The sequence below is a fragment of the Paraburkholderia sp. RL17-383-BIF-A genome, assembly GCF_046028015.1.
GTDB lineage: Bacteria > Pseudomonadota > Gammaproteobacteria > Burkholderiales > Burkholderiaceae > Paraburkholderia.
The window spans coordinates 52,455-73,561 of record NZ_JARESR010000006.1 but is presented as its reverse complement, the minus strand read 5'-3'; the positions used below and the strand labels follow the sequence as shown (position 1 = coordinate 73,561).

19 protein-coding genes, 1 tRNA gene and 1 pseudogene are annotated in these 21,107 nt (G+C 60.6%); 10 read left to right on the top strand and 11 right to left on the bottom strand.

From position 1 onward, the window contains the following. Nucleotides 1–52: 52 nt before the first annotated feature. Nucleotides 53–796, bottom strand: a complete 744-nt coding sequence (locus P0D71_RS09230; protein ID WP_408479779.1) for a hypothetical protein — start codon at nt 794–796, stop codon at nt 53–55. A 370-nt stretch (nt 797–1,166) separates the two neighbouring features. Here P0D71_RS09230 and P0D71_RS09225 point away from each other — a divergent pair, with 370 nt between their 5' ends. The 4 genes and pseudogenes from P0D71_RS09225 to moaC all read left to right on the top strand — a co-directional run. Next, complete coding sequence (locus P0D71_RS09225; protein ID WP_408479778.1) at nt 1,167–1,337, top strand: hypothetical protein; 171 nt, start codon at nt 1,167–1,169, stop codon at nt 1,335–1,337. 86 nt (nt 1,338–1,423) lie between these two features. Beyond that, a complete protein-coding gene (locus tag P0D71_RS09220) occupies nt 1,424–1,900 on the top strand; it encodes a hypothetical protein (protein WP_408479777.1) in 477 nt (158 codons plus the stop codon). Next, nucleotides 1,897–2,109, top strand: a complete 213-nt coding sequence (locus P0D71_RS09215; protein ID WP_091799351.1) for a hypothetical protein — start codon at nt 1,897–1,899, stop codon at nt 2,107–2,109. Before P0D71_RS09220 ends, P0D71_RS09215 begins: the two co-directional genes overlap by 4 nt. 35 nt (nt 2,110–2,144) lie before the next feature. Further along, a pseudogene (moaC, locus tag P0D71_RS09210) lies at nt 2,145–2,240 on the top strand (cyclic pyranopterin monophosphate synthase MoaC); the annotation flags it as partial. Between the two features lie 73 nt (nt 2,241–2,313). Here moaC and P0D71_RS09205 read toward each other — a convergent pair. The 9 genes from P0D71_RS09205 to recA form a co-directional block, all read right to left on the bottom strand. Continuing rightward, nucleotides 2,314–4,098: a PglL family O-oligosaccharyltransferase gene (locus P0D71_RS09205; RefSeq protein ID WP_091801032.1), complete on the bottom strand. Its 1,785-nt coding sequence runs from the start codon at nt 4,096–4,098 to the stop codon at nt 2,314–2,316. Nucleotides 4,099–4,224: 126 nt separating this feature from the next. Then, the gene (gene ltrA / locus P0D71_RS09200; RefSeq protein ID WP_408479776.1) at nt 4,225–5,931 is read right to left on the bottom strand and encodes a group II intron reverse transcriptase/maturase; all 1,707 of its coding nucleotides are present in this window, start codon (nt 5,929–5,931) and stop codon (nt 4,225–4,227) included. Nucleotides 5,932–7,195: 1,264 nt separating this feature from the next. Next, a complete protein-coding gene (locus P0D71_RS09195) occupies nt 7,196–7,732 on the bottom strand; it encodes a pilin (RefSeq protein WP_408479871.1) in 537 nt (178 codons plus the stop codon). Nucleotides 7,733–7,988: 256 nt separating this feature from the next. Then, a complete protein-coding gene (locus P0D71_RS09190) occupies nt 7,989–8,693 on the bottom strand; it encodes a TerC family protein (RefSeq protein ID WP_091799345.1) in 705 nt (234 codons plus the stop codon). A 144-nt stretch (nt 8,694–8,837) separates the two neighbouring features. Continuing rightward, nucleotides 8,838–9,719, bottom strand: coding sequence for a succinate--CoA ligase subunit alpha (gene sucD, locus P0D71_RS09185; protein ID WP_091799342.1), 882 nt, complete (start codon nt 9,717–9,719; stop codon nt 8,838–8,840). 127 nt (nt 9,720–9,846) lie between these two features. Next, a complete protein-coding gene (gene sucC, locus P0D71_RS09180) occupies nt 9,847–11,016 on the bottom strand; it encodes an ADP-forming succinate--CoA ligase subunit beta (RefSeq protein ID WP_012434252.1) in 1,170 nt (389 codons plus the stop codon). Further along, complete coding sequence (locus P0D71_RS09175) at nt 11,013–11,753, bottom strand: DUF2889 domain-containing protein (RefSeq protein WP_091799338.1); 741 nt, start codon at nt 11,751–11,753, stop codon at nt 11,013–11,015. Before P0D71_RS09175 ends, sucC begins: the two co-directional genes overlap by 4 nt. Nucleotides 11,754–11,916: 163 nt before the next feature. Then, on the bottom strand, nt 11,917–12,612 hold the full coding sequence (recX, locus tag P0D71_RS09170; protein WP_408479775.1) for a recombination regulator RecX: 696 nt from the start codon (nt 12,610–12,612) through the stop codon (nt 11,917–11,919). Between the two features lie 7 nt (nt 12,613–12,619). Further along, on the bottom strand, nt 12,620–13,696 hold the full coding sequence (gene recA / locus P0D71_RS09165; RefSeq protein WP_042321135.1) for a recombinase RecA: 1,077 nt from the start codon (nt 13,694–13,696) through the stop codon (nt 12,620–12,622). Between the two features lie 232 nt (nt 13,697–13,928). On the opposite strand from recA, the gene P0D71_RS09160 reads away from it, so the two are divergent. From P0D71_RS09160 to P0D71_RS09140, 5 genes are all read left to right on the top strand, one after another. Beyond that, on the top strand, nt 13,929–14,705 hold the full coding sequence (locus P0D71_RS09160; protein WP_408295935.1) for a response regulator: 777 nt from the start codon (nt 13,929–13,931) through the stop codon (nt 14,703–14,705). Between the two features lie 9 nt (nt 14,706–14,714). Then, entirely contained in the window at nt 14,715–16,262 is a 1,548-nt protein-coding gene (locus P0D71_RS09155) for a sensor histidine kinase (RefSeq protein ID WP_408479774.1), read from the top strand. 217 nt (nt 16,263–16,479) lie between these two features. After that, a complete protein-coding gene (locus P0D71_RS09150; protein WP_408351659.1) occupies nt 16,480–18,138 on the top strand; it encodes an MFS transporter in 1,659 nt (552 codons plus the stop codon). An 86-nt stretch (nt 18,139–18,224) separates the two neighbouring features. Continuing rightward, nucleotides 18,225–18,301, top strand: a tRNA-Met gene (locus P0D71_RS09145). A 94-nt stretch (nt 18,302–18,395) separates the two neighbouring features. Then, the gene (locus P0D71_RS09140) at nt 18,396–18,746 is read left to right on the top strand and encodes a hypothetical protein (protein WP_408479870.1); all 351 of its coding nucleotides are present in this window, start codon (nt 18,396–18,398) and stop codon (nt 18,744–18,746) included. A gap of 213 nt (nt 18,747–18,959) precedes the next feature. Here P0D71_RS09140 and P0D71_RS09135 read toward each other — a convergent pair whose 3' ends face one another. After that, nucleotides 18,960–19,403, bottom strand: a complete 444-nt coding sequence (locus tag P0D71_RS09135) for a MarR family winged helix-turn-helix transcriptional regulator (RefSeq protein ID WP_091799318.1) — start codon at nt 19,401–19,403, stop codon at nt 18,960–18,962. A gap of 137 nt (nt 19,404–19,540) precedes the next feature. Between P0D71_RS09135 and P0D71_RS09130 the strand changes: the two genes are divergently transcribed. Further along, nucleotides 19,541–21,079, top strand: coding sequence for a DHA2 family efflux MFS transporter permease subunit (locus P0D71_RS09130; RefSeq protein WP_408479773.1), 1,539 nt, complete (start codon nt 19,541–19,543; stop codon nt 21,077–21,079). Nucleotides 21,080–21,107 lie beyond the last annotated feature (28 nt).

The following is a 21,107-nucleotide window of genomic DNA, read 5'->3' as shown; positions in this document are numbered from 1 at the left end:
AAAATAGAGAACTCAATATCTAGGAATATCCATAAACCGCTGAAAGCTTTTTTCATAGCAAGCGGCGATTGCTTCTAGAGTTGCAGACGCAATATGGAGATTCTTTCTCGCAGGACGGGGTTGATGGCGACCACATTTCGTCATGTTTGATATAAACAGCCGCAAGTCCCAGTTTGTCGTCATCGCAATTGGCGCGAAGCCGGCCAAAACATCGGTCAATCAGATTAGCGGGTAACAGATCGACTGAAGTCTCCCATGGGTCTTCTACGGTGCCGGAATTGGCATCGATCACTCTCGTAACTAGAATTTTTCGCCAGTTATCTTCGGGGCTGGCGTCGGACGTAATAAGGTGAACGACTGCGGAATAAGGGAATCCGTGAGACAGCAACGCCTTGGCTTGAGAAAAACCATATTCATTTGGGGACTTTCCTTGCTTAGCAAATTTGGCACGAACAGCCTTCAGTTCAATTGCCAAGGTTTCGGACACAACCAGTTCATCATTCTCGTAAGGGACGACTAGTAAATCTATGTCGCCCGGAAAGGACATCGCTGGGAGAACACTGTTTGAGCGAACAAACCTACTGACCATCACACCGCCGTCTCGCCCTATCGAATCATAGAAGTTCGGCACTATCCCTCTGTAGCAAGCCCCAAAGAGACGGCGATTGCAGACAAGGCGAGCACCCAAAGCGATTTCGTCGTCTTTTTCGACCAATCGTTTAGGCAACACAATCGCCACTTCCCCGTCGCGAATTCGACGCGGTCGATTCTTTAAGGAAATTCGTAGGCTGTCCATTTGGTTTTGCGAAGTGCGGCCGATAACAAGTATCCGAGAAAATATCCGTCTCCGTAGACCTCTCAGAGAAAGGAAGCCGCGAACCGGCCCGAGCGACGACGTTCGCAGTGATCAGAAGTCACTTTGACGGATCGACGGTTCCTTGCTTCCCAGTGTAGGGATTCACACTCCCTTTCGACGACCAATTGTCGTATTTTGTCCCGTTCGGGTTGGTTTGGTGATGTCCGGCAACGTAAGTGCCATTGCTACGTATGTATCCGCGAAGTAGTGTTCACCGCCGCTACTTGAATGGTAACTACTGTGCCCGCCACCCAAGCCGCTGCCTCGTGCAAACGCAGTGGTGGAGATCAGGTATAAACAACAAACGGCCATGGATTTTATTTTCATGGTGGGTGCCCGAAGCTGGTTCGAATTGCAGTCAGGTTTCGTTCTGGCTGTTATTGACGCCATGCAATTTTATAACCTCTTCTTCATCCACCCTGCTAAAATCAGCAGTGAAAATGCAACATGCGATGCAAATCATTTTTTACCCAATCATTGAATGCAAGGCGCATATCGTTGAAAGAGCAATCTGCTACCACTGATTTGTCAGTTAAAATCAGCTGATCAATCGAGCGGGTTTCGAACATGCCGGTTTCTTGCCCTAGCTTCAAAGATGCGTTTCAGAACAACATGGCGGCACTGAACCTGCCGGCCCCCGACAGTCTGTTCTCGACCTACACCACAGCTATGACTAACTTGTCGGCGATGCTGAATGCACTGGCCAAACTTGGTCCTGGTGCAACGGTGGCGGAAATGATTGGTGCAACGACAGGGCTGGAAATTCTCGCCGCAATAGCCGGGATCACGGCAGCGGCTTATACAGGTGCGGTGATTGGCAGCCTGATCGTTGCCGCAAACTCATCATCGGTCTGCGCAACAAGCGCCCAAGTCGCGCCGACCGTAAGTCGATGGGCGGCTAGCAACGGCATGCGCATTTCCCCAGTTATGCTGACATTCTTGCAACGCCACCCGGAAGTCATGATCGCCGGTTCTCCGGCGCGGATGAGCTACGCTTTCCGCAATCGCGTGACAACAGCGAAGCAAAGGGCGGCGACAGTATGAACTGGATTCTCGACCGTATAGCATTGCTGCTGGCTGCTGTCGCCTGTGCACTCGGTGCATGGACGTTCTACCGGTACACCGGAGAATGGTCGGGTGCGATCATCATGACGGTGGTGATTATCGGGCTGTTTGTCGAGAACCATCGTCTTCGCAAGCTACTGACGGAACATGGCATTGAATCTCGCCCGCGTCGGCGTCGGAACACGTAACAAGGCCGTCACGCGAGGCGACGACTGAGGATTCAGACATGTGCGAGGCGGCGGATCGCGGGATGACGATCACTGACGTGCGCGCGCTGGAGAAGCATGGCGGGAAGTCGGGGGATTGGGTGGCGGGATGATGACGTGCGCGTCATCGCCCCGCTCGACCTCTAATGCTGTGAAGCTTTGAAGCTTTGAAACGAACGCAGCGGCTCAATCCTCGTCACTATCGTCGTCTTCATTCACGTCGCCCGGCGGCATACCGTAGCGCTTGACCAGTTCCGCCTTGAAACCAGTCAACGTCTTCTGCTCGTCGCAGAGCTGGTAGAGATAGCCCAGTTGCGACGGCCAGTCCTTCAGTTCCATCGCAAAGATCTTCAGGCGTTCGACGGTGTCGAACGCTGCCGCCTGATCGCCGCTCAACGCCTGCAGCACCGCATAGCGTCGCAATACCGTTTCGCCCGGCAGCAGCGCGATCGCCTGCCTATGCATGGCGAGCTTGTGTTGCAAATCCATCGAATTCATCGGCAAAAGCGTCGCCATGCCATAGCCGCCCCATGCCTGGAACAGGAACGACGGGTCGGCTCGATACTGGTCGGCGGGACGCGAGCCGTAGTACAGCACCTCGGCGCGCGCGTAATCGCGATACACCGGATACAGCGCCGCCAGTCCGCCGAACACCACCACGGCAAACGCGCCGAACGACACGCGTGCCGGCACGAGGCGCAGCGACCGGGTTTCCAGCAGGCCAAACACGAACATGGCCGGCAACAGGAAGAACATGTATTGCTGCGGATATTCGACCAGCGCGTGCATGACCAGCACACCGATCAGCGCAATGCCGAACACGCGCGCTGAGCTTTGCGGAGCGCGCACCACCCGCACGAGCCATGTGATCAGACCGGACAGCACGATTGCCAGACCAATCAGGCCGGTCTTCGCGAGCAGGTCGATGAAGATGTCGTGTGAATTGTTAGCGATCTCGACAGCGCCCAGCGATTTCACGAACTCGTACTGGTAGCTCGGAAATTCACCCCAGCCGACACCCAGCAACGGATGCGTCTTGAACATCGTCCAGCCGTACTTCCACAACGCGAGACGCGGCGCGATCTGGCCGGCGTCCTTGAAGCGTTCCGCTGCGGACTGCCCAAGCTCCAGGTGATAGCGAACATTGGCCCAGCGAATCAGCGCATTGACCACGAAAAACAGCACGGCCAGCGCGATCGGAATGATCCACTCGCGATTGCTGCGGCGCAGTTGCAGCTGATTGCGGGTCTGCGCGAACGCCATCCAGAAACCCGCCACCACGATCACGCCCATCTGCAGCCACGGACCCCGCGAGACGGTCAGGGCAAGGCCAACCGCGAAAATCGTCGACACGAGAAACCAGATGCTGACGGCAATTCGCCGCGTCTGCACGAGGAACAACGCGCCCGCCATCGCAAATGCGATATAGGTGGCGAGGTGATTGGCCTGAGCCATATTGCCGAACGGCCGGCGCTCGACCGTCACGTTATAGGCAACGACGAGCGGCGAGACGCGCGTTTCGAGGTGAAACAGCTGGATGACCTGGCAGAACACCGCAAACAGCCCGCCGACGATCAACGCGCCGGCTGCCCAGCGCAGCGCGGTCTCGTTGAGCTTGACCCGCGTGAACCCATAACCGGCATGCGTCGCCATGAAGGCCGCCAGCAGATAGCCGCCGCCGAGCCAGTTCATCGACGGCTGCGAGACCGGCAACAGCACCGATTGCGCCACTAGCAACAGCCCGAACAGCAACGGCACCAGCGCGACTACCGGCGACGCGAACGTCACGCGCGGCCTCGCGCTCGCGATCAGCAGCACGACACCCGCGCCGGTCAGCAGATACAGCGCGAGTGCGGTGAATTCAGCGTAAAAGGTCGGAATCGGATACGTATGGTTGACAACTGCATAAGGCAGCACCAACGCGAGAGCCAACAGAATGAAAGACAGGTAGCGCGCGAAAGGGGTGGGCATCGAGTAACCGGTGGGCGTCAGGTAGGGTAGCCCCCCTTCCTTGCGGAAGAGGGGCCCCCTAAGAACCGTACGTGCGAGTTTCCCCGCATACGGCTCAAGCCTACATATTTCTTTTACAAAGCCCCGTCAGTGCAACGACGGAGCCGGCTTAGTTACCACAAGTTTACCAACGTGTACCTGCCGGTGGCAGTCGGGGTGCAGCAAAACCCTGTTGGACAGAGCGTCGGTCCCGCCATGCATCCGATATTCCAGATGATGGTCGTGCCAACTGGTCTCGTTCGTCAGAGCCCAACCACAGTGCGCGCACATCCCGCCCTGTGATTTGTACAGCGCCACCCATTGCTTGCGATAGCGCATTGAATACTCCATGCGATCCTGCCGCAATTGCTCGCTGTACTGCTCCCACAATGGATCAAAAGGATTGAATTCCCCTTTGACCTTCCTGTGGCGCCTGATGTCCGTACCGCTGATCTGGTACAGCTCAAGCAAACCCTTGCTGCCGTCCTCTTGAACTACGGGAGCGGCGAACACCCAATGCCGATTGCCGATCGAGTGAAAGTACTTCCGTTTCACCCACTCCGCGTTCTTGTTTGGATGCCTCCGCTTCGACCACCGCCAGAGCCTGTAAAACACCAACGACTCCATGCGGCTATACGCCTGCTTGGCTACTACAGGGCTGTGATATTGCGCCCAGCCTCGTAGCATCGGATTCAGCAATCGGATTAACTCCTCCTGCTTCACCGCTTTGTGACCGCTGATCGTATCCGCCACCTTGCGATAGAACGTCTGCACGTTCTTCCTGCTCGGCTTGATGAGTAGCGTCCCCGAGTACTTACGGAAATTCCACCCAAGGAAATCAAAGCCTTCGTCAATGCGGACGATCCGGGTTTTCTCCTCCGATAGTTGCAGTCCCCGTGTTTCAAGGAAGGCTTCTATCCAAGGCCGGACTTCCTGTTCCAGCACCTCTTTCGAGTCGCCGGTGATAACGAAGTCGTCCGCGTATCGCACCACATTTACTTTCAGCTTCTTCGCTTTCCCGATCCCAAATTTCGCACCAAGGTGCGCAATCAGTTCACGTTCCAGCCCGTTCAGCGTCACGTTTGCCAGCGTCGGGGAAATGATGCCTCCCTGCGGCGTACCGGCCTCCGTCGCCTGTAGCTGCCCTTTGTAAATCAGGCCAGCCTTCAGCCATTTGCGGAGGATCACGCTGTCCATCGGGACATGGTTTTCCAGCCACTTATGGTTGATGTGGTCAAAGCATCCCTTGATATCCGCCTCAAGTACCCATTGCGCTGAACTGCGACGGGCCATGACAACGAAAATTTGAGACATGGCATCAGCCGTCGAACGGTTGAGCCTGAACCCATAGGAGTTCGGGTCACTCGTCGACTCTGCTACCGGCTCCAAGCCCAGCAGATACAAGGCTTGCATCGCCCTGTCCCGCATGGTGGGAATGCCCAGAGGGCGCTCCTTCCCATTGGCCTTGGGGATAAAGACCCTCCGTAAAGGCAGAGGCTTATATCCATGCCGCTTCAACCTGCCGACAGCAAGCCATCGGCTTTCAGGCGAGTCCCATAGCTCGCGATCGACTCCAGCCGTTCGCGCACCCTGGTTCTGCGTAACACGTCGCACCGCATACAGCTTTGCGGACAACGTGCGGGTCAGCATCCGTTGCAAGGCTTTCACCCTGCGCCAGTTACCTTCCCGCGTCGCCTTCGCAATTCGAATCTGCATCCCTCTCACGTTCCGCTCAACTCGACGCCAATCGATGGCGTGCCAATTGTCCGGCGCGTGGGAAAGCGCAGATCCGGTCTTTCGACCAGATACTTTCATGCTGCTCTCCTACCTTGGATTAGATCCCCGGCAGAAGGCGCATCTCCCCCAGCGGGGAAGACACACCCCGCTGGGGAACAACAGACACCTCAATATGAGCGCATGCACTCACATCTCGGACAAACTCCTCAATACGGGCGCATGCGCCCGCATCTAACCAAGTGACAGAGGGTAGTCAGCCGTCTTGCGACGGTAGACCAGACGGAAGTCTGCCCGCTTTCGCGTGGGGTGATGTTCCAACCCCTATCCGGACCGTTACAGCCCGACCTTCGCTTTGTCCGTCCTCCCATACCTGCACAATCAACAGCGTCCCTTACGGTTCGCTTGCCAGCCTGACTGCGCTGGCAACCATACAGGCTTACCACGTTCCCGGCATGTCACACGACTGACGTAGGTTCTGCCTCTTCCCCGGTGGCTAGGTGACGACGTAATCCGACGGTTGAGCGGATTAACCAGCCACGTACCTTTTGGTTAGAGCCCAATGTTCAAGCAGCTTTGGCTCCTCAGTGCTTGCGAGGTTTATCAGCAGTTCACTTACGTTAACCCTATCAGCCAGCCTAGCTCCTCAACCCCCTTGCTGCTGGGAGTATCCAGATCGCTCCTCGCGGAATCGATCTGCCCGAAACATCCGAGGGCTACATTGTCAGAAGAGCTTCACACCCCACCGTTACCAGTGACGCATGTCTTCTTAGGCTACTGCTGGTCGTACAGCAGGTTCACTATCCTCGCCGTACAGCTGACGAGGCCAAACAATGACACACCGAGCTTTCGCTCGTATCGGTTCGCGAATCCATTGCCGCTGACGGCGCAGGAATTACATACATCACTCCACCCTGTCGGCGGAGGTGAAGCCGCTGACGGGGCGGAACCTGACGGTAATCAGGTCAATGCAATGCGAGCTCTCGGAGAATGTGCTCTACCGAGACTCGTATGAACGAGACCCGGCAAACCTCTACCGGCTCTCGCTTCGCTAAAAGAGATACCCCGCTTCTGAGCAGTTGCGTCGAGGGACTCACGCCCCTTCCCGATGCTCCACGTGATATCTTCGCGACCGGTTAGGCTCATACCGACGCCTCCTTTGCCGCTAGTCGATGCCCCTTACGTTGGGGCTACCCGGACACGAGCATGCGTGTCGCACCAACCGGCGCACTATACAAAAAAATTCTCCTGCTGTGCGCCGGCCGGGCTGAAATATCCCGGAAATCAGCCTTTTACGTGCGAGCGACTACGCTTTGGCCCGCGCTGCCCGTCATCTCGCCGTCACTCAAGAACGGCACTCCGGCGGGGCGAGATTCGACGCCAGGCTAGGCGTATCGGCAGGTGCCGGTCCGCCACCCGGCGCCGGCAGTGAGGATACCGTTTTACCGCCCGCGAAACATTCCCACGTGAGCGCTCCCGCCTGCACCGCGCCCTTGCTCAGCGCCACGCGCGCAGTCGGCGCGTCCGCATTGTCAGGAACCGACGGCACGAGCGTGAGCGTGTTCGAACCCGCGGGCGCGACTCGCGTTGTGAAGGCGACGGTAATCTGGCCGGTGTCGTCGTCGACCCGGATCGACTCGACATTGCGAGTGGCAGGCGGCGAGGCGTAACCGCCACTGAACGCATTGCCGCTCGCAGCGTTTTCAGCCACGGCCAGCCGTGCGGACGCCGCCAGCGAAAGCCCTTCGCCGACGCGGCTGCGCGCCAGATAGTCCTGATACGCGGGAATCGCATAGGCGGCGATCACGCCGACGATTGCCAGCACGATCATCAGTTCGATCAGCGTGAAGCCGGAACCGAGGCGTCGGCAGGCACGCGCCAGCCGCGCAGGCCAGCCCGCCCGGCCGAATCGCGCGCGCGGGGACAGCAAGGACTGGGAGTAAGGGGAATACGGCAAAGTAACGATCGTCGGCAGGCTCCTGAAACGAAAAACGCCTGCTCCGCGGATTGGGAACAGGCGTTTCAATCGTATCCAGTAGCGCTCTCGTCACACAGTCAGCCGAACGGCTAACGTTGCGGCGTGGTTCGGTTCAGCTTCGCAGCGGCGCATGAGACGCGCTCGCATCGGCGCCGAAGGCTCACGCCGCTGCGCGATTGGCATTGCGACGCTTGAGCAGATAACCGAGGATCACCACGAACAACGCACCCGCGATGCTCATGCCGTATTCGGCCCACGGCGTATCGAGGATCGGCCAACGGTCGCCAGCCGGGTCGTTGACGATCAGGCCGCCCGCAATCCAACCCAGCAACGCGGCGCCGAGTGTGATGACGATCGGGAAGCGATCGAGCAGTTTGAGAACCAGCTGACTGCCCCACACGATCAACGGAATGCTCACCACGAGGCCGAAAATCACCAGCGCGAGACGGTGTTCGGGATCAGCGGACTCGGCCGCGCCCGCAATCGCGATCACGTTGTCGAGGCTCATCACCGCGTCCGCGACAATGATGGTCTTGATCGCCGACATCAGCTTGTCAGCCGGTTTGACGTTCTCATGCGCGTCGTGCGCCGGCGCCATCAGGCGCACACCGATCCACAGCAGCAACAGGCCACCGGCGAACTTCAGCAACGGCACATCGAGCAGCACGACTGCGAACGCGATCAACGCCACACGCAGCACGATAGCGCCCGCCGTCCCCCACAACACGCCCTTCGTGCGCTGCGACGGCGGCAAATTACGGCAGGCCAGCGCGATCACGACGGCATTATCGCCACCCAGCAGGATGTCGATGACGATGATCTGAATGACAGCGCCCCAATGGAGCGTGGCGAAGAACTCGAGCATGGTTGAAAGAATAAGAAAAAGTCCGGCGCGCGGCCAATAAAAAAGCGGAGGAGTCTACACTCCCCCGCTTTTTGAACCGCACGCTCACGAAAGGGTTTCGTAAGCGTATCAAAAAACACGCCGTGACTGCGCGTGAATTTCGACTTACAGCATTGCCTTCAGAAGACGCGCCATTTCCGACGGGTTCTTCGTGACCTTGATGCCGCACGCGTCCATGATTTCCAGCTTCGCTTCAGCCGTATCCGCACCGCCCGAGATCAGCGCGCCAGCGTGGCCCATGCGCTTGCCCGGAGGCGCCGTGACACCAGCGATGAAGCCGACCACCGGCTTCTTCATGTTGTCCTTGATCCACTCAGCAGCATTGGCTTCGTCCGGACCACCGATCTCGCCGATCATGATGACGGCGTCCGTTTCCGGATCGTCGTTGAACATCTTCATCACGTCGATGTGCTTCAGACCGTTGATCGGGTCGCCGCCGATACCGACTGCCGACGATTGGCCGAGGCCGATCGCCGTCAATTGGCCGACTGCTTCGTACGTCAGCGTGCCCGAACGCGACACGACGCCGATGCGGCCCTTGCGGTGGATGTGACCCGGCATGATGCCGATCTTCAGTTCGTCCGGCGTGATCGTACCCGGGCAGTTCGGACCGAGCAGCAGCGTCTTGCGGTTTTCAGCGCGCATACGAGCCTTCAGCTCGATCATGTCACGGACAGGAATGCCTTCCGTGATACAGATCGCCAGATCCAGATCGGCTTCGACCGCTTCCCAGATCGCAGCAGCAGCGCCTGCCGGCGGAACGTAAATCACCGACACGGTTGCGCCCGTTTCAGCCTTGGCTTCAGCGACGCTAGCGTAGATAGGAATACCTTCGAAGTCTTCGCCTGCGCGCTTCGGGTTCACGCCTGCAACGTACGCTTCGCGGCCGTTTGCATATTCACGGCAAGCACGCGTGTGGAACTGGCCGGTCTTGCCGGTGATGCCCTGCGTGATGACCTTGGTGTCTTTGTTAATCAGAATCGACATGTATTGACCTCTGTTCGTTTGGCGTCGCGCCATTGCGCCGCGCGGCAAGGCATTCTTCGCCCGCGCCGCTCATGCGCCATTTACGCGCCGCCATTCGTAATCCTGGTAAACGCGCTCGGGACGAGGCTTACGCCTTGCCCGCAGCGGCCGCGACGACCTTCTGAGCCGCTTCTTCCATGCTGTCTGCCGCGATGATCGGCAGACCGGATTCAGCGAGCATCTTCTTGCCGAGGTCTTCGTTCGTGCCCTTCATGCGGACCACGAGCGGCACCTTCAGCGAGACGGCCTTCGACGCCGCGATCACGCCTTCCGCGATCACGTCGCAGCGCATGATGCCGCCGAAAATGTTGACCAGAATCGCAGTCAGGTTCGGGTTCTTCAGCATGATCTTGAACGCTTCCGTGACCTTCTCGGTCGTGGCGCCACCGCCCACGTCCAGGAAGTTCGCCGGTTCGCCGCCGAACAGCTTGATGGTGTCCATCGTTGCCATTGCGAGGCCGGCGCCGTTCACGAGGCAGCCAATGTTGCCGTCGAGCGAGATGTACGCGAGGTCGAACTTCGACGCTTCGACTTCAGCCGGATCTTCTTCGTCCAGATCGCGATACGCGACGATTTCCGGGTGACGGAACAGTGCGTTCGAATCGAAGTTGAACTTGGCGTCCAACGCGATGACCTTGCCGTCGCCGGTCAGGATCAGCGGGTTGATTTCCGCGAGCGATGCGTCGGTTTCCCAGAATGCTTTGTACAGGCCTTGCAGGATCGCGCGCGCTTGCGGCAGCGAAGCGGCGGGCACGCCGATCTTCGTGGCCAGTTCGTCGGCTTCAGCGTCTTTCAGACCGGTTGCCGGGTCGACAGCGATCTTGTGGATCAGCTCAGGCGTCTTTTCCGCGACTTCTTCGACGTCCATGCCGCCTTCGCTCGATGCCATCACGACGATCTTCTGCGACACGCGATCGATCACGAGGCCGACATACAGTTCCTTCTTGATGTCAGCGCCTTCTTCGATCAGCAGGCGATTCACCTTCTGGCCTTCCGGGCCGGTCTGGTGCGTGACGAGCTGCATGCCGAGGATCTGTTCCGAGTACTCGCGAACCTGATCCAGCGACTTGGCGACCTTCACGCCGCCGCCCTTGCCACGGCCACCCGCGTGGATCTGAGCCTTCACGACCCATACCGGGCCGCCGAGCTCTTCCGCGGCCTTGACCGCATCATCCACCGAGAAGACCGGCTTGCCGCGCGGTACCGCGACGCCGAATTTCCGCAGGATTTCCTTACCCTGGTACTCGTGAATCTTCATGCGTGATTCCCTTCAGTCTGAGAGTTGGATTGAACTTCGTTTCCGCTGCCGTCGTTCATGCCGGACGCGTTGCCGCCTTCGCCTGCCTGGCGGACTGCCCCGTCGCCTGACGATGCCGCGCGATCCGCTGTATACGGAGCGCGGCCATACCAGCGCGGATAAAACTGCTGCACCGCCTCGCCGTCGAAACGCAGCGCGTGGCAGCGTCCCAGCTGGAATGGCGGTTTGTCGTTGGAATGCTCGCCTGTGCTGTTAGACGATTCGCCCCCTGAACCCGCGTTCGCGCCCGGCGTGCTGTCACCGGTGTTCCACACGTCGCCGGCGAATGCCTGAATCGCGGCGGTCGGCAGGATCGCGCACAACTCGGTGAGATGCGTGCAACCCACCGTGCCGCCGAGCAAACGGGCAGATTCACGACGGAAGTTTTGGCGGAGATTGAGCCCGATGAGGGCACGGTAGGCGGGATTGCTGGCTTGGCACAACCCTGGATAGGGCACCCAGTCGGACGACGCCTCGGCGTCGACGACATTGAGCTTGCGATCGATGGTGATGCGAAGCCAGAGTTCATGGATCGGCTGACCATTGGGCCGGACGCCCGACGCAAGCACCACATCACGCGGTTTTTCGTCGGTCAAGCACGCTTCCACATCCCACAGGCCATCGGCTCGCTCGTAGGCTTCCGCTCTGATTGCGCGACGATGGCGCAACTGACGGGACACTGGCGGGGAGAGCGGCATGCGGGAAGGAAAGGCCGGATTGGAAAACCCATGAATTTTAGCATACTGGGTATTTGAGACAGGTCGGAATGCGCGGTGGCGCGCCACAGGCGGCTGAGCGCGGAAGACACCGTCCCAACGGGCTTAGACGCGGGACACAGACCGATGCGGTTTAGTCGCCGGCCTACTCCTCGTCAATCCCCTTGAGGATTTTGCCGATGGTTGCACCCGAAAATCCGCGCGAAGCCAGAAAGCGGGCCTGCTTGGCCCGCTCGGCGGGCGTTTCGGGAAGCCGGCCGAATTTCTTGCGCCAGACGGCCTGGGCACGCGCGAGTTCGGTTTCGCGCAATTGCGCACTCGCCTCTTCGACGAGGGTCTGGTCGACCGCATGCTGCTTCAGTTCGCCGACGATACGGCTCGCACCCAGCCGCGACGAGCGGCGATGGATCAAGCTTTCCGCGAAGCGCGAATCGGACAGCCAGTTTTCGGCTTCGAGCGAATCGAGCAAGGTTTCGAGCGAATCAGTTTCCTCGACGAACGGCTTCAGCTTGCGCGCGAGTTCGGTGCGACTGTATTCGCGGCGGGACAAATAGCCGAGCGCGCGCCCTTTCAGCGACCGTGCCGGACGTTGGGATTTTTTGGCTTCGTCTTGCCCGGGTTTCGCCTCACCTGGAACGCGACGCGAGCGGGTGTAGGTGGTCTCGGAGGGATCCGAGCCGGATGACGGGGAGGATTCAAACTGAGCGCGCTGTGGGCTACGGCCCGCAGCGCGATCGTGTGCGTCGAACGATTCGAATGGATCGAACGACTCGTTGTCTTCATCACGCGGGCCGTCCGCGTGGCGTCCGGTATCGGACAACGGCCGGCCCTTGCGTATCACGTGATGGTTACTCTTCTTCGTCTGCGACTTCTGCGCCTGCGCCGGTCACCGCTTCAGCCATGGCATTCACGCCCAGCGACTCACGGATACGGTTTTCGATCTCGCGAGCGATATCCGGATTTTCGCGCAGGAATTCACGCGCGTTGTCCTTGCCCTGACCAATACGTTCGCCGCTGTAGCTGTACCACGCGCCGGCCTTGTCGACGATCTTGGCCTGCACGCCCAGGTCGATGATTTCGCCCTGACGCGAGATGCCTTCGCCGTACAGAATGTCGAAAATTGCTTCCCTGAACGGTGGCGACACCTTGTTCTTGACAACCTTCACGCGCGTTTCGTTGCCGATCACTTCGTCGTTCTTCTTGATCGAACCGATACGGCGAATGTCCAGACGCACCGACGCGTAGAACTTCAGCGCGTTACCGCCCGTGGTGGTTTCCGGATTGCCGAACATCACGCCGATCTTCATGCGGATCTGGTTGATGAAGATGACGAGGCAGTTCGTGCGCTTGATCGTGCCGGTGAGCTTGCGCAGCGCCTGCGACATGAGACGCGCTTGCAGACCCGGCAGCGAGTCGCCCATTTCACCTTCGATTTCAGCCTTCGGCACGAGTGCCGCGACCGAGTCGATCACGATCATGTCGATCGAGCCCGAACGCACCAGTGCGTCCGCAATTTCGAGCGCCTGTTCACCCGTGTCCGGCTGCGACACCAGCAGGTCGTTCACGTTCACGCCGAGCTTGCCCGCGTACTGGATGTCCAGCGCGTGTTCCGCGTCGATAAACGCCGCCGTGCCGCCGATCTTCTGCATTTCGGCAATGACTTGCAGCGTCAGCGTGGTTTTACCGGACGATTCCGGGCCATAAATTTCGACCACACGGCCACGCGGCAAACCGCCGACGCCCAACGCGATGTCGAGGCCGAGCGATCCGGTTGAAACCACCTGGATGTCTTCGACTACCTCACCTGCGCCGAGCCGCATGACCGACCCTTTGCCGAACTGCTTTTCGATCTGCGCGAGTGCGGCAGCGAGTGCCTTGCTCTTTTCAGCAGTCAGTCCAGCCGAGCCTTTCTTGCTTTCTTCCATGAATCGTCCTTTGCTATGATGAACGGCGTCTGAGGCAGATGTGCAGGTCACTTTTGAAGGACAGCACACGAAACTCAGATACTGTATAAAAAAACAGTAGTTTTGGCAAGCGCGATTCTCATGCGAACACGCATTTTTACCGTCGCGCCACCCCACTACCCACAATAATTTTCGGAGACCGCTGTGCGCCGGGGGACATCCCGCGGTGCCGGCAAGGCCAGGCTGGCGCACCATGCGAATTCTGATTGCCGAAGACGACAGCATACTCGCGGACGGTCTGGTTCGATCACTCCGCCAATCGGCCTATGCCGTCGACCACGTGAAGACCGGCGTTGAGGCCGACACCGCGCTGTCCATGCAAACTTTCGACCTGCTGATCCTCGATCTGGGCCTGCCGCGCATGTCCGGGCTGGAGGTGTTGCGCCGCCTGCGCGCGCGTAACTCCAATATGCCGGTGCTGATTCTGACCGCCGCGGACAGCGTCGACGAACGCGTCAAGGGTCTCGACCTCGGCGCCGACGACTACATGGCCAAGCCCTTCGCGCTGAACGAACTCGAGGCACGCGTGCGCGCCTTGACGCGGCGTGGCGCGGGCGGCGGCCCGACGGTCGTGCGGCACGGATCGCTGTCGTTCGATCAGGTCGGCCGGATCGCCTACATCAACGAGCAGGTGATCGACCTGTCCGCGCGCGAGCTGGGCTTGCTCGAAGTGCTGCTGCAACGGATCGGCCGGCTGGTCTCGAAGGAACAACTCGTCGATCACCTGTGCGAATGGGGCGAGGAAGTCAGCAACAACGCCATCGAGGTCTACGTACACCGCCTGCGCAAGAAAATCGAGCCGAGCGGCGTGCGTATCATCACCGTACGCGGGCTGGGCTACTGCCTCGAGAAAGCGGCTGCGCCGGCTAACGCGAGCACCAACGCCATGAGCACGCCCCCGCCCGCCGAGCCTGAACCGCCCGCCTCGCCGCCGTCCGGCCCGATGCCGGCGAGCCACCACTACAAATAGAGGACGCCCATGTCCGCACGCGCAGACCGCGCTACGGCGCACGCGGCGGACCTCGACGAGGCGCGCGACGAGCGCTACGCCAACCCGTTCGCCCCGCCCGACGAAACCGAAGCTGCCGCCGAAGCACGCCCGCGCTCGCTGTTCGGCGAGATTCTCGACTGGATGCTGGCGCCGCTTCTGCTGCTGTGGCCAATGAGCCTCGCCGTCACGTATCTGGTCGCCAAGTCGATCGCGAACGGCCCGTTCGACCGCGCGCTCGAAACCGACGCTTACGTGCTCGCCCGCCAGATCCATCCGGTCAACGGCGTGGCCGAGTTGTCGCTGCCCGATTCCACTCGCGATTTTTTGCGCACCGACAATGTGGACAGCGTGTTCTACCAGGTGCTCGGCACGCGCGGCGAACTCGTGGGCGGCGAGCGCGATATGCCGTTGCCACACGAGGAAGACCGGCCGCAGCCGGGTCTCGTCGAATTCCGCGACGACGTGCTGCGCGGCAATGACATTCGCGTCGCCTATACCACGGTCGAGTTTCCGCAGACGCCGGGTGCGCAGCCGGTACTGGTGCAGGTCGCCGAGACGCTCGACAAACGCAGCCAGCTCGCCAACGACATCATCAAAGGCGTGATCCTGCCGCAGTTCGTGATTCTGCCGCTCGCGATCCTGCTCGTGTGGTTCGGCCTCTCGCGCGGCCTCGCGCCGCTGCACGCGCTGCAAGCGCATATCCGCGCGCGCCGCCCGGACGACCTTTCGCCGCTCGAAGCGCGCCGCGCGCCGCCCGAAATCGAGCCGCTCGTCACCTCGTTCAACGATCTGCTGACGCGCCTCGAACAGAACATGGAGCTGCAAAAGCGCTTTATCGCCGACGCCGCGCATCAGATGAAAACGCCGCTTGCCGGCCTGCGCACCCAGGCCGAACTGGCACTGCGCCAGGACGCCTCCGCCGAAGTTCACCGCTCGCTCGAACAGATCGCCACCAGTTCGGAGCACGCCGCACGGCTCGTCACGCAGTTGCTGGCGCTGGCGCGCGCGGAGAACCGCATGTCGGGCCAGATTTTTACGCCGGTCGAAGTGACGGAAGTGGCGCGCAGCGCGGTGCGCGACTGGGTTCAGGCCGCGCTCGCAAAGGAGATGGATCTCGGCTACGAGGGGCCAGACGAGCCCGTCGAAGTCGACGGCAATCCGGTCATGCTGCGCGAAATGCTGTCGAATCTGATCGACAACGCCATCCGCTATACGCCGCCGAGGGGGCGCATCACCGTCAGGGTGCGGCATGATGCGCCGGCCCGCCTCGTCCATCTGGAAGTCGAGGATACGGGGCTCGGCATTCCGGTCGCCGAGCGTTCGCGGGTGATCGAGCGCTTCTACCGGATTCTCGGCCGAGAAGGCGACGGCAGCGGCCTCGGGCTTGCGATCGTGCGCGAGATAGCGACCATGCACGGCGGCGAGCTGACGATCGACGACAACGTGTATCAAACCTCGCCGCGGCTTGCCGGGACGCTCGTACGTGTCAGCTTGCACATCCACGAGCGGGACAGGACTTACCCTAACGCCTCCTGAAAGCGCACACGCGCCATCTCAATATTAAGAAACTTTGACTGCGCATTGCGCGATTTTGAATATTAATTGACGCGCGTTGAATGAAATCGCGCTGTACGCCGCAAGCTGCGATTTCACCTCCCCACGTCAGTACGCCGTAAGTTTCCACTCCAATAATCGGTTTCACGGGAACGCCGTTACCGGCGGACCGCGTGCATATCAATATTGGAGACGACATATGGCTACCGTTGGCGGGCAAATCTCGCACGTGCCGATGACGAGCGAAGAGAAACGGGTGATCTTCGCATCGTCGCTGGGCACGGTTTTCGAGTGGTACGACTTCTATCTGGCCGGCTCGCTCGCGGCCTTCATCAGCAAGAGCTTCTTCTCCGGCGTCAATCCGACGGCCGCCTTCATCTTCACGCTACTCAGCTTCGCCGCCGGCTTCGCGGTCCGGCCGTTCGGCGCGATCGTGTTCGGGCGGCTCGGCGATCTGGTTGGGCGCAAGTACACGTTCCTCGTGACGATCGTGATCATGGGCCTGTCGACGTTCCTCGTCGGCTTTCTGCCGGGCTACGCATCGATCGGTATCGCCGCGCCGGTGATCTTCGTCGCCATGCGGATGCTGCAAGGTCTGGCGCTCGGCGGCGAGTACGGCGGTGCCGCCACCTACGTGGCCGAACACGCGCCGGCGGGTCGCCGCGGCTTCTACACGGCCTGGATCCAGACGACTGCTACCCTCGGCCTGTTCCTGTCGCTGCTGGTGATTCTCGGCGTGCGCACGGCAATGGGCGAAGAAGCGTTCGGCGACTGGGGCTGGCGCATTCCGTTTGTCGCGTCGATCCTCCTGCTGGGCGTGTCGGTGTGGATTCGTCTGCAACTGCATGAATCGCCGGTATTCGAGCGCATCAAGGCAGAAGGCAAGACCTCCAAGGCGCCGCTGACCGAAGCTTTCGGCCAGTGGAAAAACCTGAAGATCGTGATTCTCGCGCTGATCGGCCTGACCGCCGGCCAGGCGGTGGTCTGGTACACGGGCCAGTTCTACACGCTGTTCTTCCTGACGCAGACGCTGAAGGTGGACGGCAGCAGCGCCAACATCATGATCGCGATCGCGCTTCTGATCGGCACGCCGTTCTTCCTGTTTTTCGGCTCGCTGTCGGATCGTATCGGCCGCAAGCCGATCATCATGGCCGGCCTGCTGATCGCCGCGTGCACGTACTTCCCGCTGTTCAAGGCGCTGACGCACTACACCAACCCGGCGCTGGAAACTGCAACCGCGAAGGCGCCGATCGTCGTGATCGCGAATCCGGACGAGTGCTCGTTCCAGTTCAACCCGGTCGGCACCTCGAAGTTCACGAGTTCCTGCGATATCGCCAAGAGCGCGCTCTCGAAGGCCGGCCTGAACTACGAGAACGTCGCCGCGCCGGCTGGCACGCTGGCGGAGATCAAGGTCGGCGATACGGTGATCAACACGTACGACGGCAAGGCCGCCGACGCCAAGGATCAAGGCAAGGCGTTCGACAAGACGCTCGCGACGACGCTGAAGACCGCGGGTTATCCGCCGAAGGCCGATCCCTCGCAGATCAACTGGCCGATGAGCGTGGTGATCCTGACGATCATGATGATCTACGTGACGATGGTCTACGGCCCGATCGCGGCGATGCTGGTGGAGATGTTCCCCACGCGCATTCGCTATACGTCGATGTCACTGCCGTATCACATCGGCAACGGCTGGTTCGGCGGCTTCCTGCCGGCGACCGCGTTCGCGATCGTGGCGGCGAAGGGCAATATCTTTTCGGGACTGTGGTATCCGATCGTGATCGCGCTCGTTACCTTCGTGATCGGCATGCTGTTCGTCAAGGAAACCAAGGACTCGGACATCTACGCGAAGGACTGAAACGCCTGATAGCGGCGGCAACTTGAAAAAGTTGTGCGCCGGGGGTTGACAGCCTCCGGCGGCGTCCGCATAATCTCGCTTCTTTCGGCGAATTAGCTCAGTTGGTTAGAGCGACGGAATCATAATCCGCAGGTCCGGGGTTCGAGTCCCTGATTCGCCACCAGTTGCAAGAAAAAGCCGCTGATCCGCAAGGTTCAGCGGCTTTTTTGTTTTGGCTTTCCAAACTGCAACTACAGCAACTTCAAGGAGGTTTCTTGATGACGTTCCGCACCGCCACACTTGCCGTGGCCACCGCTTCCATCGTGCTTCTCGGCGGCGCTGCCGCGTCGGCCGTTCAGGCCCAGACCCCGTCCGACAGCCAATGGCGCACGAGCGCGACCACGCTATCCACGCTGCTGCAGAACGGCTACAAAATCGTCGCTGTCGTGAACGGCGCTCAAGGCAGCGCCGGCCTGGCCGACACGATTTTCGTCCAGCGCGATCAGAGCGCCTTCAAATGCTTCGACCCGCAGCAGCCTGACGCGAAAACGAAAACGTCTGTCGCGCCGCCAGTCTGTTTCGAACTGGTTCCGCCGTCTGGAGCGGCGGGAACTCCCGAGTCGAAGTAGCCGTCGCGCGGGCAACCGCATGACTCGCACGGCCGTCGTGCGGGAAAACGCAATGACCTGATTCATGTGGCGCCCCTGATCGCGGGGCGATCGCGACGCGGGCGCCACCGCCCGACTAGGGCCGCGCTCCATTTAACGCATCCGCGCGACGATCGAGTCAGCCTGCTCGGTGACGCGTCGCGGATCCCTCGATCGAGCCGCGATATCAATGCATCACCGGTCCACCAACCGGCTCAGATTGCCCCGCACCCGCTGCAACAGGGCGATCAACTGCTTCGCTTCTTCGTCGGTGAAACCGCTCAGCGCTTCGAGCGCAACTTCGTCGCCGACCTTGCGCGCCCGGCCGAGGGTGCGCTCGGCCTTCGGCGTCATGCGGACCTGCCGTTCGCGGCGGTCCTGCGGGTTGGCGATCCGCTCGATCCAGCCACCCTCTTCCATGCGGTCGAGCAGACGGCCCGCCGATATCGGTGCGACCTCGAGCAGGTCAGCAAGCCGAGCCTGATTGGTGTCGCCGTAATGCGCGAGATAGGCGAGCACGCGACATTGCGCGCGCGTCAGGTCGACTGAGGACTTCGCAAGGTCGTCGAAACGCTTGCCGGTCAGACGGCCGACGTCGGAAATCAGAAAGCCGAAGCGCTCATCGAGTTGGGTTTTCATGGGCGGATTATACGAAAGGCCGCCGTTTTTCAGCGCTGAAGCCCGCGCAATTCAGGCTCCGCATAATTCCCGATGGCGCGCACTTCCTCAACCGATATACTAAGCATGCTTACTATATCGACGATCCTCGCTCATTCATGCATTCCGATACCCCGGCGGCAAAGACCGCCGCGCCGCTCAACCGATCGATGATCACCATTTCGATCATGCTGGCGACGCTGATCCAGACGCTCGACAGCACGATCGCCAACGTGGCGCTGCCGCACATGCAGGGCACGCTGTCCGCGTCGCAGGATGAGATCACGTGGGTGCTGACTTCGTACATCGTCGCCGCCGCGATCGCCACGCCGCTCACGGGCTGGCTCTCGGACCGGTTGAGCGTCAAGCGGTTGCTGATCGTCGCGATCGGCGGCTTCACGGTGTCGTCGGCACTGTGCGGATTGTCGGAGACGCTCACGCAGATCGTGGCGTCGCGCTTGTTGCAAGGCGTTTTCGGCGCGTCGCTGGTGCCGTTGTCGCAGTCCATCCTGCTCGATATCAACCCGCGCGAAAAGCAGGGCCAAGCCATGGCTGTGTGGGGCATGGGCGTGATGGTCGGACCGATTCTCGGGCCGACGCTCGGCGGCTGGCTCACCGACAGCTACAACTGGCGCTGGGTGTTTTTCATCAACGTGCCGATCGGCGCGTTCGCATTGTTCGGCGTGGCGACCTTCCTGCCTTCGCGCGAGCCGAAGCACGACGTGAAGTTCGATGCGTTCGGCTTCGCCACGCTCGGTCTGGCCATCGGCGCTTTGCAGGCCATGCTCGATCGGGGCGAGCAACTCGACTGGTTCGGGTCGAACGAAATCGTCATCGAAGCGCTACTCGCCGCGATCAGCTTCGCGTTCTTTCTCGTGCATACAGCAACGGTCGGCAAGAAGTCGTTCTTCAAATACGAGCTGCTGAGGGATCCGAACTTCGCCACCGGCACGTTCTTTATCTTCGTGATCGGCGCGGTGATGTATGCAACGCGCGCCTTGCTGCCGCCCATGTTGCAAAACCTGATGAACTATCCGGTCGCGACCACCGGGCTCGTCACGGCGCCGAGCGGCGCGGGCACGATGGTCGCCATGCTGTTCGCCGGGCGACTGCTGAAGCGGATCGACGCGCGGATCTTGCTGCTCGCCGGCTTCCTGATCTCGGCGTTCGCGCTGTGGCAGATGATGCATTACACGATCGTGCTGTCGGCGTCGGATATCGTCTGGCCTGGCGTAATTCAAGGTTTCGGCCTCGGCCTCGTGTTCGTGCCGCTGAGCGCGCTGACCTTCTCCACACTCACTCCCGAACTGCGCGCGGACGGCACCGCAACCTACAGCCTGATGCGCAATATAGGCAGCAGCATCGGCATTTCGATCGTGCAGACGCTGATGACCCGCAACACGCAGGTCTCGCACGCGGACCTTGCGGCCAATATCTCGGCGTTCAATCCAGCGGTCCAGCCCATGCTCAATAGCGGCTCGAACTACGACATGGCCGCGCTGAACGTCTCGATCACCCAGCAAGCGTCGATGATCGCGTATCTGAACGACTTCAAGCTGATGTTCATGGCGACGCTGCTGGTCATTCCGCTCCTGCTGCTGATTCGCCCGTCGCACAGGGCGCCGGATGCGTCGGTGGCGCACGCCGCGATGGATTGAGGCGCGGCGGCTGGCATGTCGCCCCGAG

What these genes read in the sequence shown, in the direction of transcription:
- P0D71_RS09230 (WP_408479779.1), bottom strand. Translation starts at nt 796, where the DNA reads ATGGACAGCCTACGAATTTCCTTAAAGAATCGACCGCGTCGAATTCGC.
- P0D71_RS09225 (WP_408479778.1), top strand. Translation starts at nt 1,167, where the DNA reads ATGGATTTTATTTTCATGGTGGGTGCCCGAAGCTGGTTCGAATTGCAG.
- P0D71_RS09220 (WP_408479777.1), top strand. Translation starts at nt 1,424, where the DNA reads ATGCCGGTTTCTTGCCCTAGCTTCAAAGATGCGTTTCAGAACAACATG.
- P0D71_RS09215 (WP_091799351.1), top strand. Translation starts at nt 1,897, where the DNA reads ATGAACTGGATTCTCGACCGTATAGCATTGCTGCTGGCTGCTGTCGCC.
- P0D71_RS09205 (WP_091801032.1), bottom strand. Translation starts at nt 4,098, where the DNA reads ATGCCCACCCCTTTCGCGCGCTACCTGTCTTTCATTCTGTTGGCTCTC.
- ltrA (WP_408479776.1), bottom strand. Translation starts at nt 5,931, where the DNA reads ATGAAAGTATCTGGTCGAAAGACCGGATCTGCGCTTTCCCACGCGCCG.
- P0D71_RS09190 (WP_091799345.1), bottom strand. Translation starts at nt 8,693, where the DNA reads ATGCTCGAGTTCTTCGCCACGCTCCATTGGGGCGCTGTCATTCAGATC.
- sucD (WP_091799342.1), bottom strand. Translation starts at nt 9,719, where the DNA reads ATGTCGATTCTGATTAACAAAGACACCAAGGTCATCACGCAGGGCATC.
- sucC (WP_012434252.1), bottom strand. Translation starts at nt 11,016, where the DNA reads ATGAAGATTCACGAGTACCAGGGTAAGGAAATCCTGCGGAAATTCGGC.
- P0D71_RS09175 (WP_091799338.1), bottom strand. Translation starts at nt 11,753, where the DNA reads ATGCCGCTCTCCCCGCCAGTGTCCCGTCAGTTGCGCCATCGTCGCGCA.
- recA (WP_042321135.1), bottom strand. Translation starts at nt 13,696, where the DNA reads ATGGAAGAAAGCAAGAAAGGCTCGGCTGGACTGACTGCTGAAAAGAGC.
- P0D71_RS09160 (WP_408295935.1), top strand. Translation starts at nt 13,929, where the DNA reads ATGCGAATTCTGATTGCCGAAGACGACAGCATACTCGCGGACGGTCTG.
- P0D71_RS09155 (WP_408479774.1), top strand. Translation starts at nt 14,715, where the DNA reads ATGTCCGCACGCGCAGACCGCGCTACGGCGCACGCGGCGGACCTCGAC.
- P0D71_RS09150 (WP_408351659.1), top strand. Translation starts at nt 16,480, where the DNA reads ATGGCTACCGTTGGCGGGCAAATCTCGCACGTGCCGATGACGAGCGAA.
- P0D71_RS09140 (WP_408479870.1), top strand. Translation starts at nt 18,396, where the DNA reads ATGACGTTCCGCACCGCCACACTTGCCGTGGCCACCGCTTCCATCGTG.
- P0D71_RS09135 (WP_091799318.1), bottom strand. Translation starts at nt 19,403, where the DNA reads ATGAAAACCCAACTCGATGAGCGCTTCGGCTTTCTGATTTCCGACGTC.
- P0D71_RS09130 (WP_408479773.1), top strand. Translation starts at nt 19,541, where the DNA reads ATGCATTCCGATACCCCGGCGGCAAAGACCGCCGCGCCGCTCAACCGA.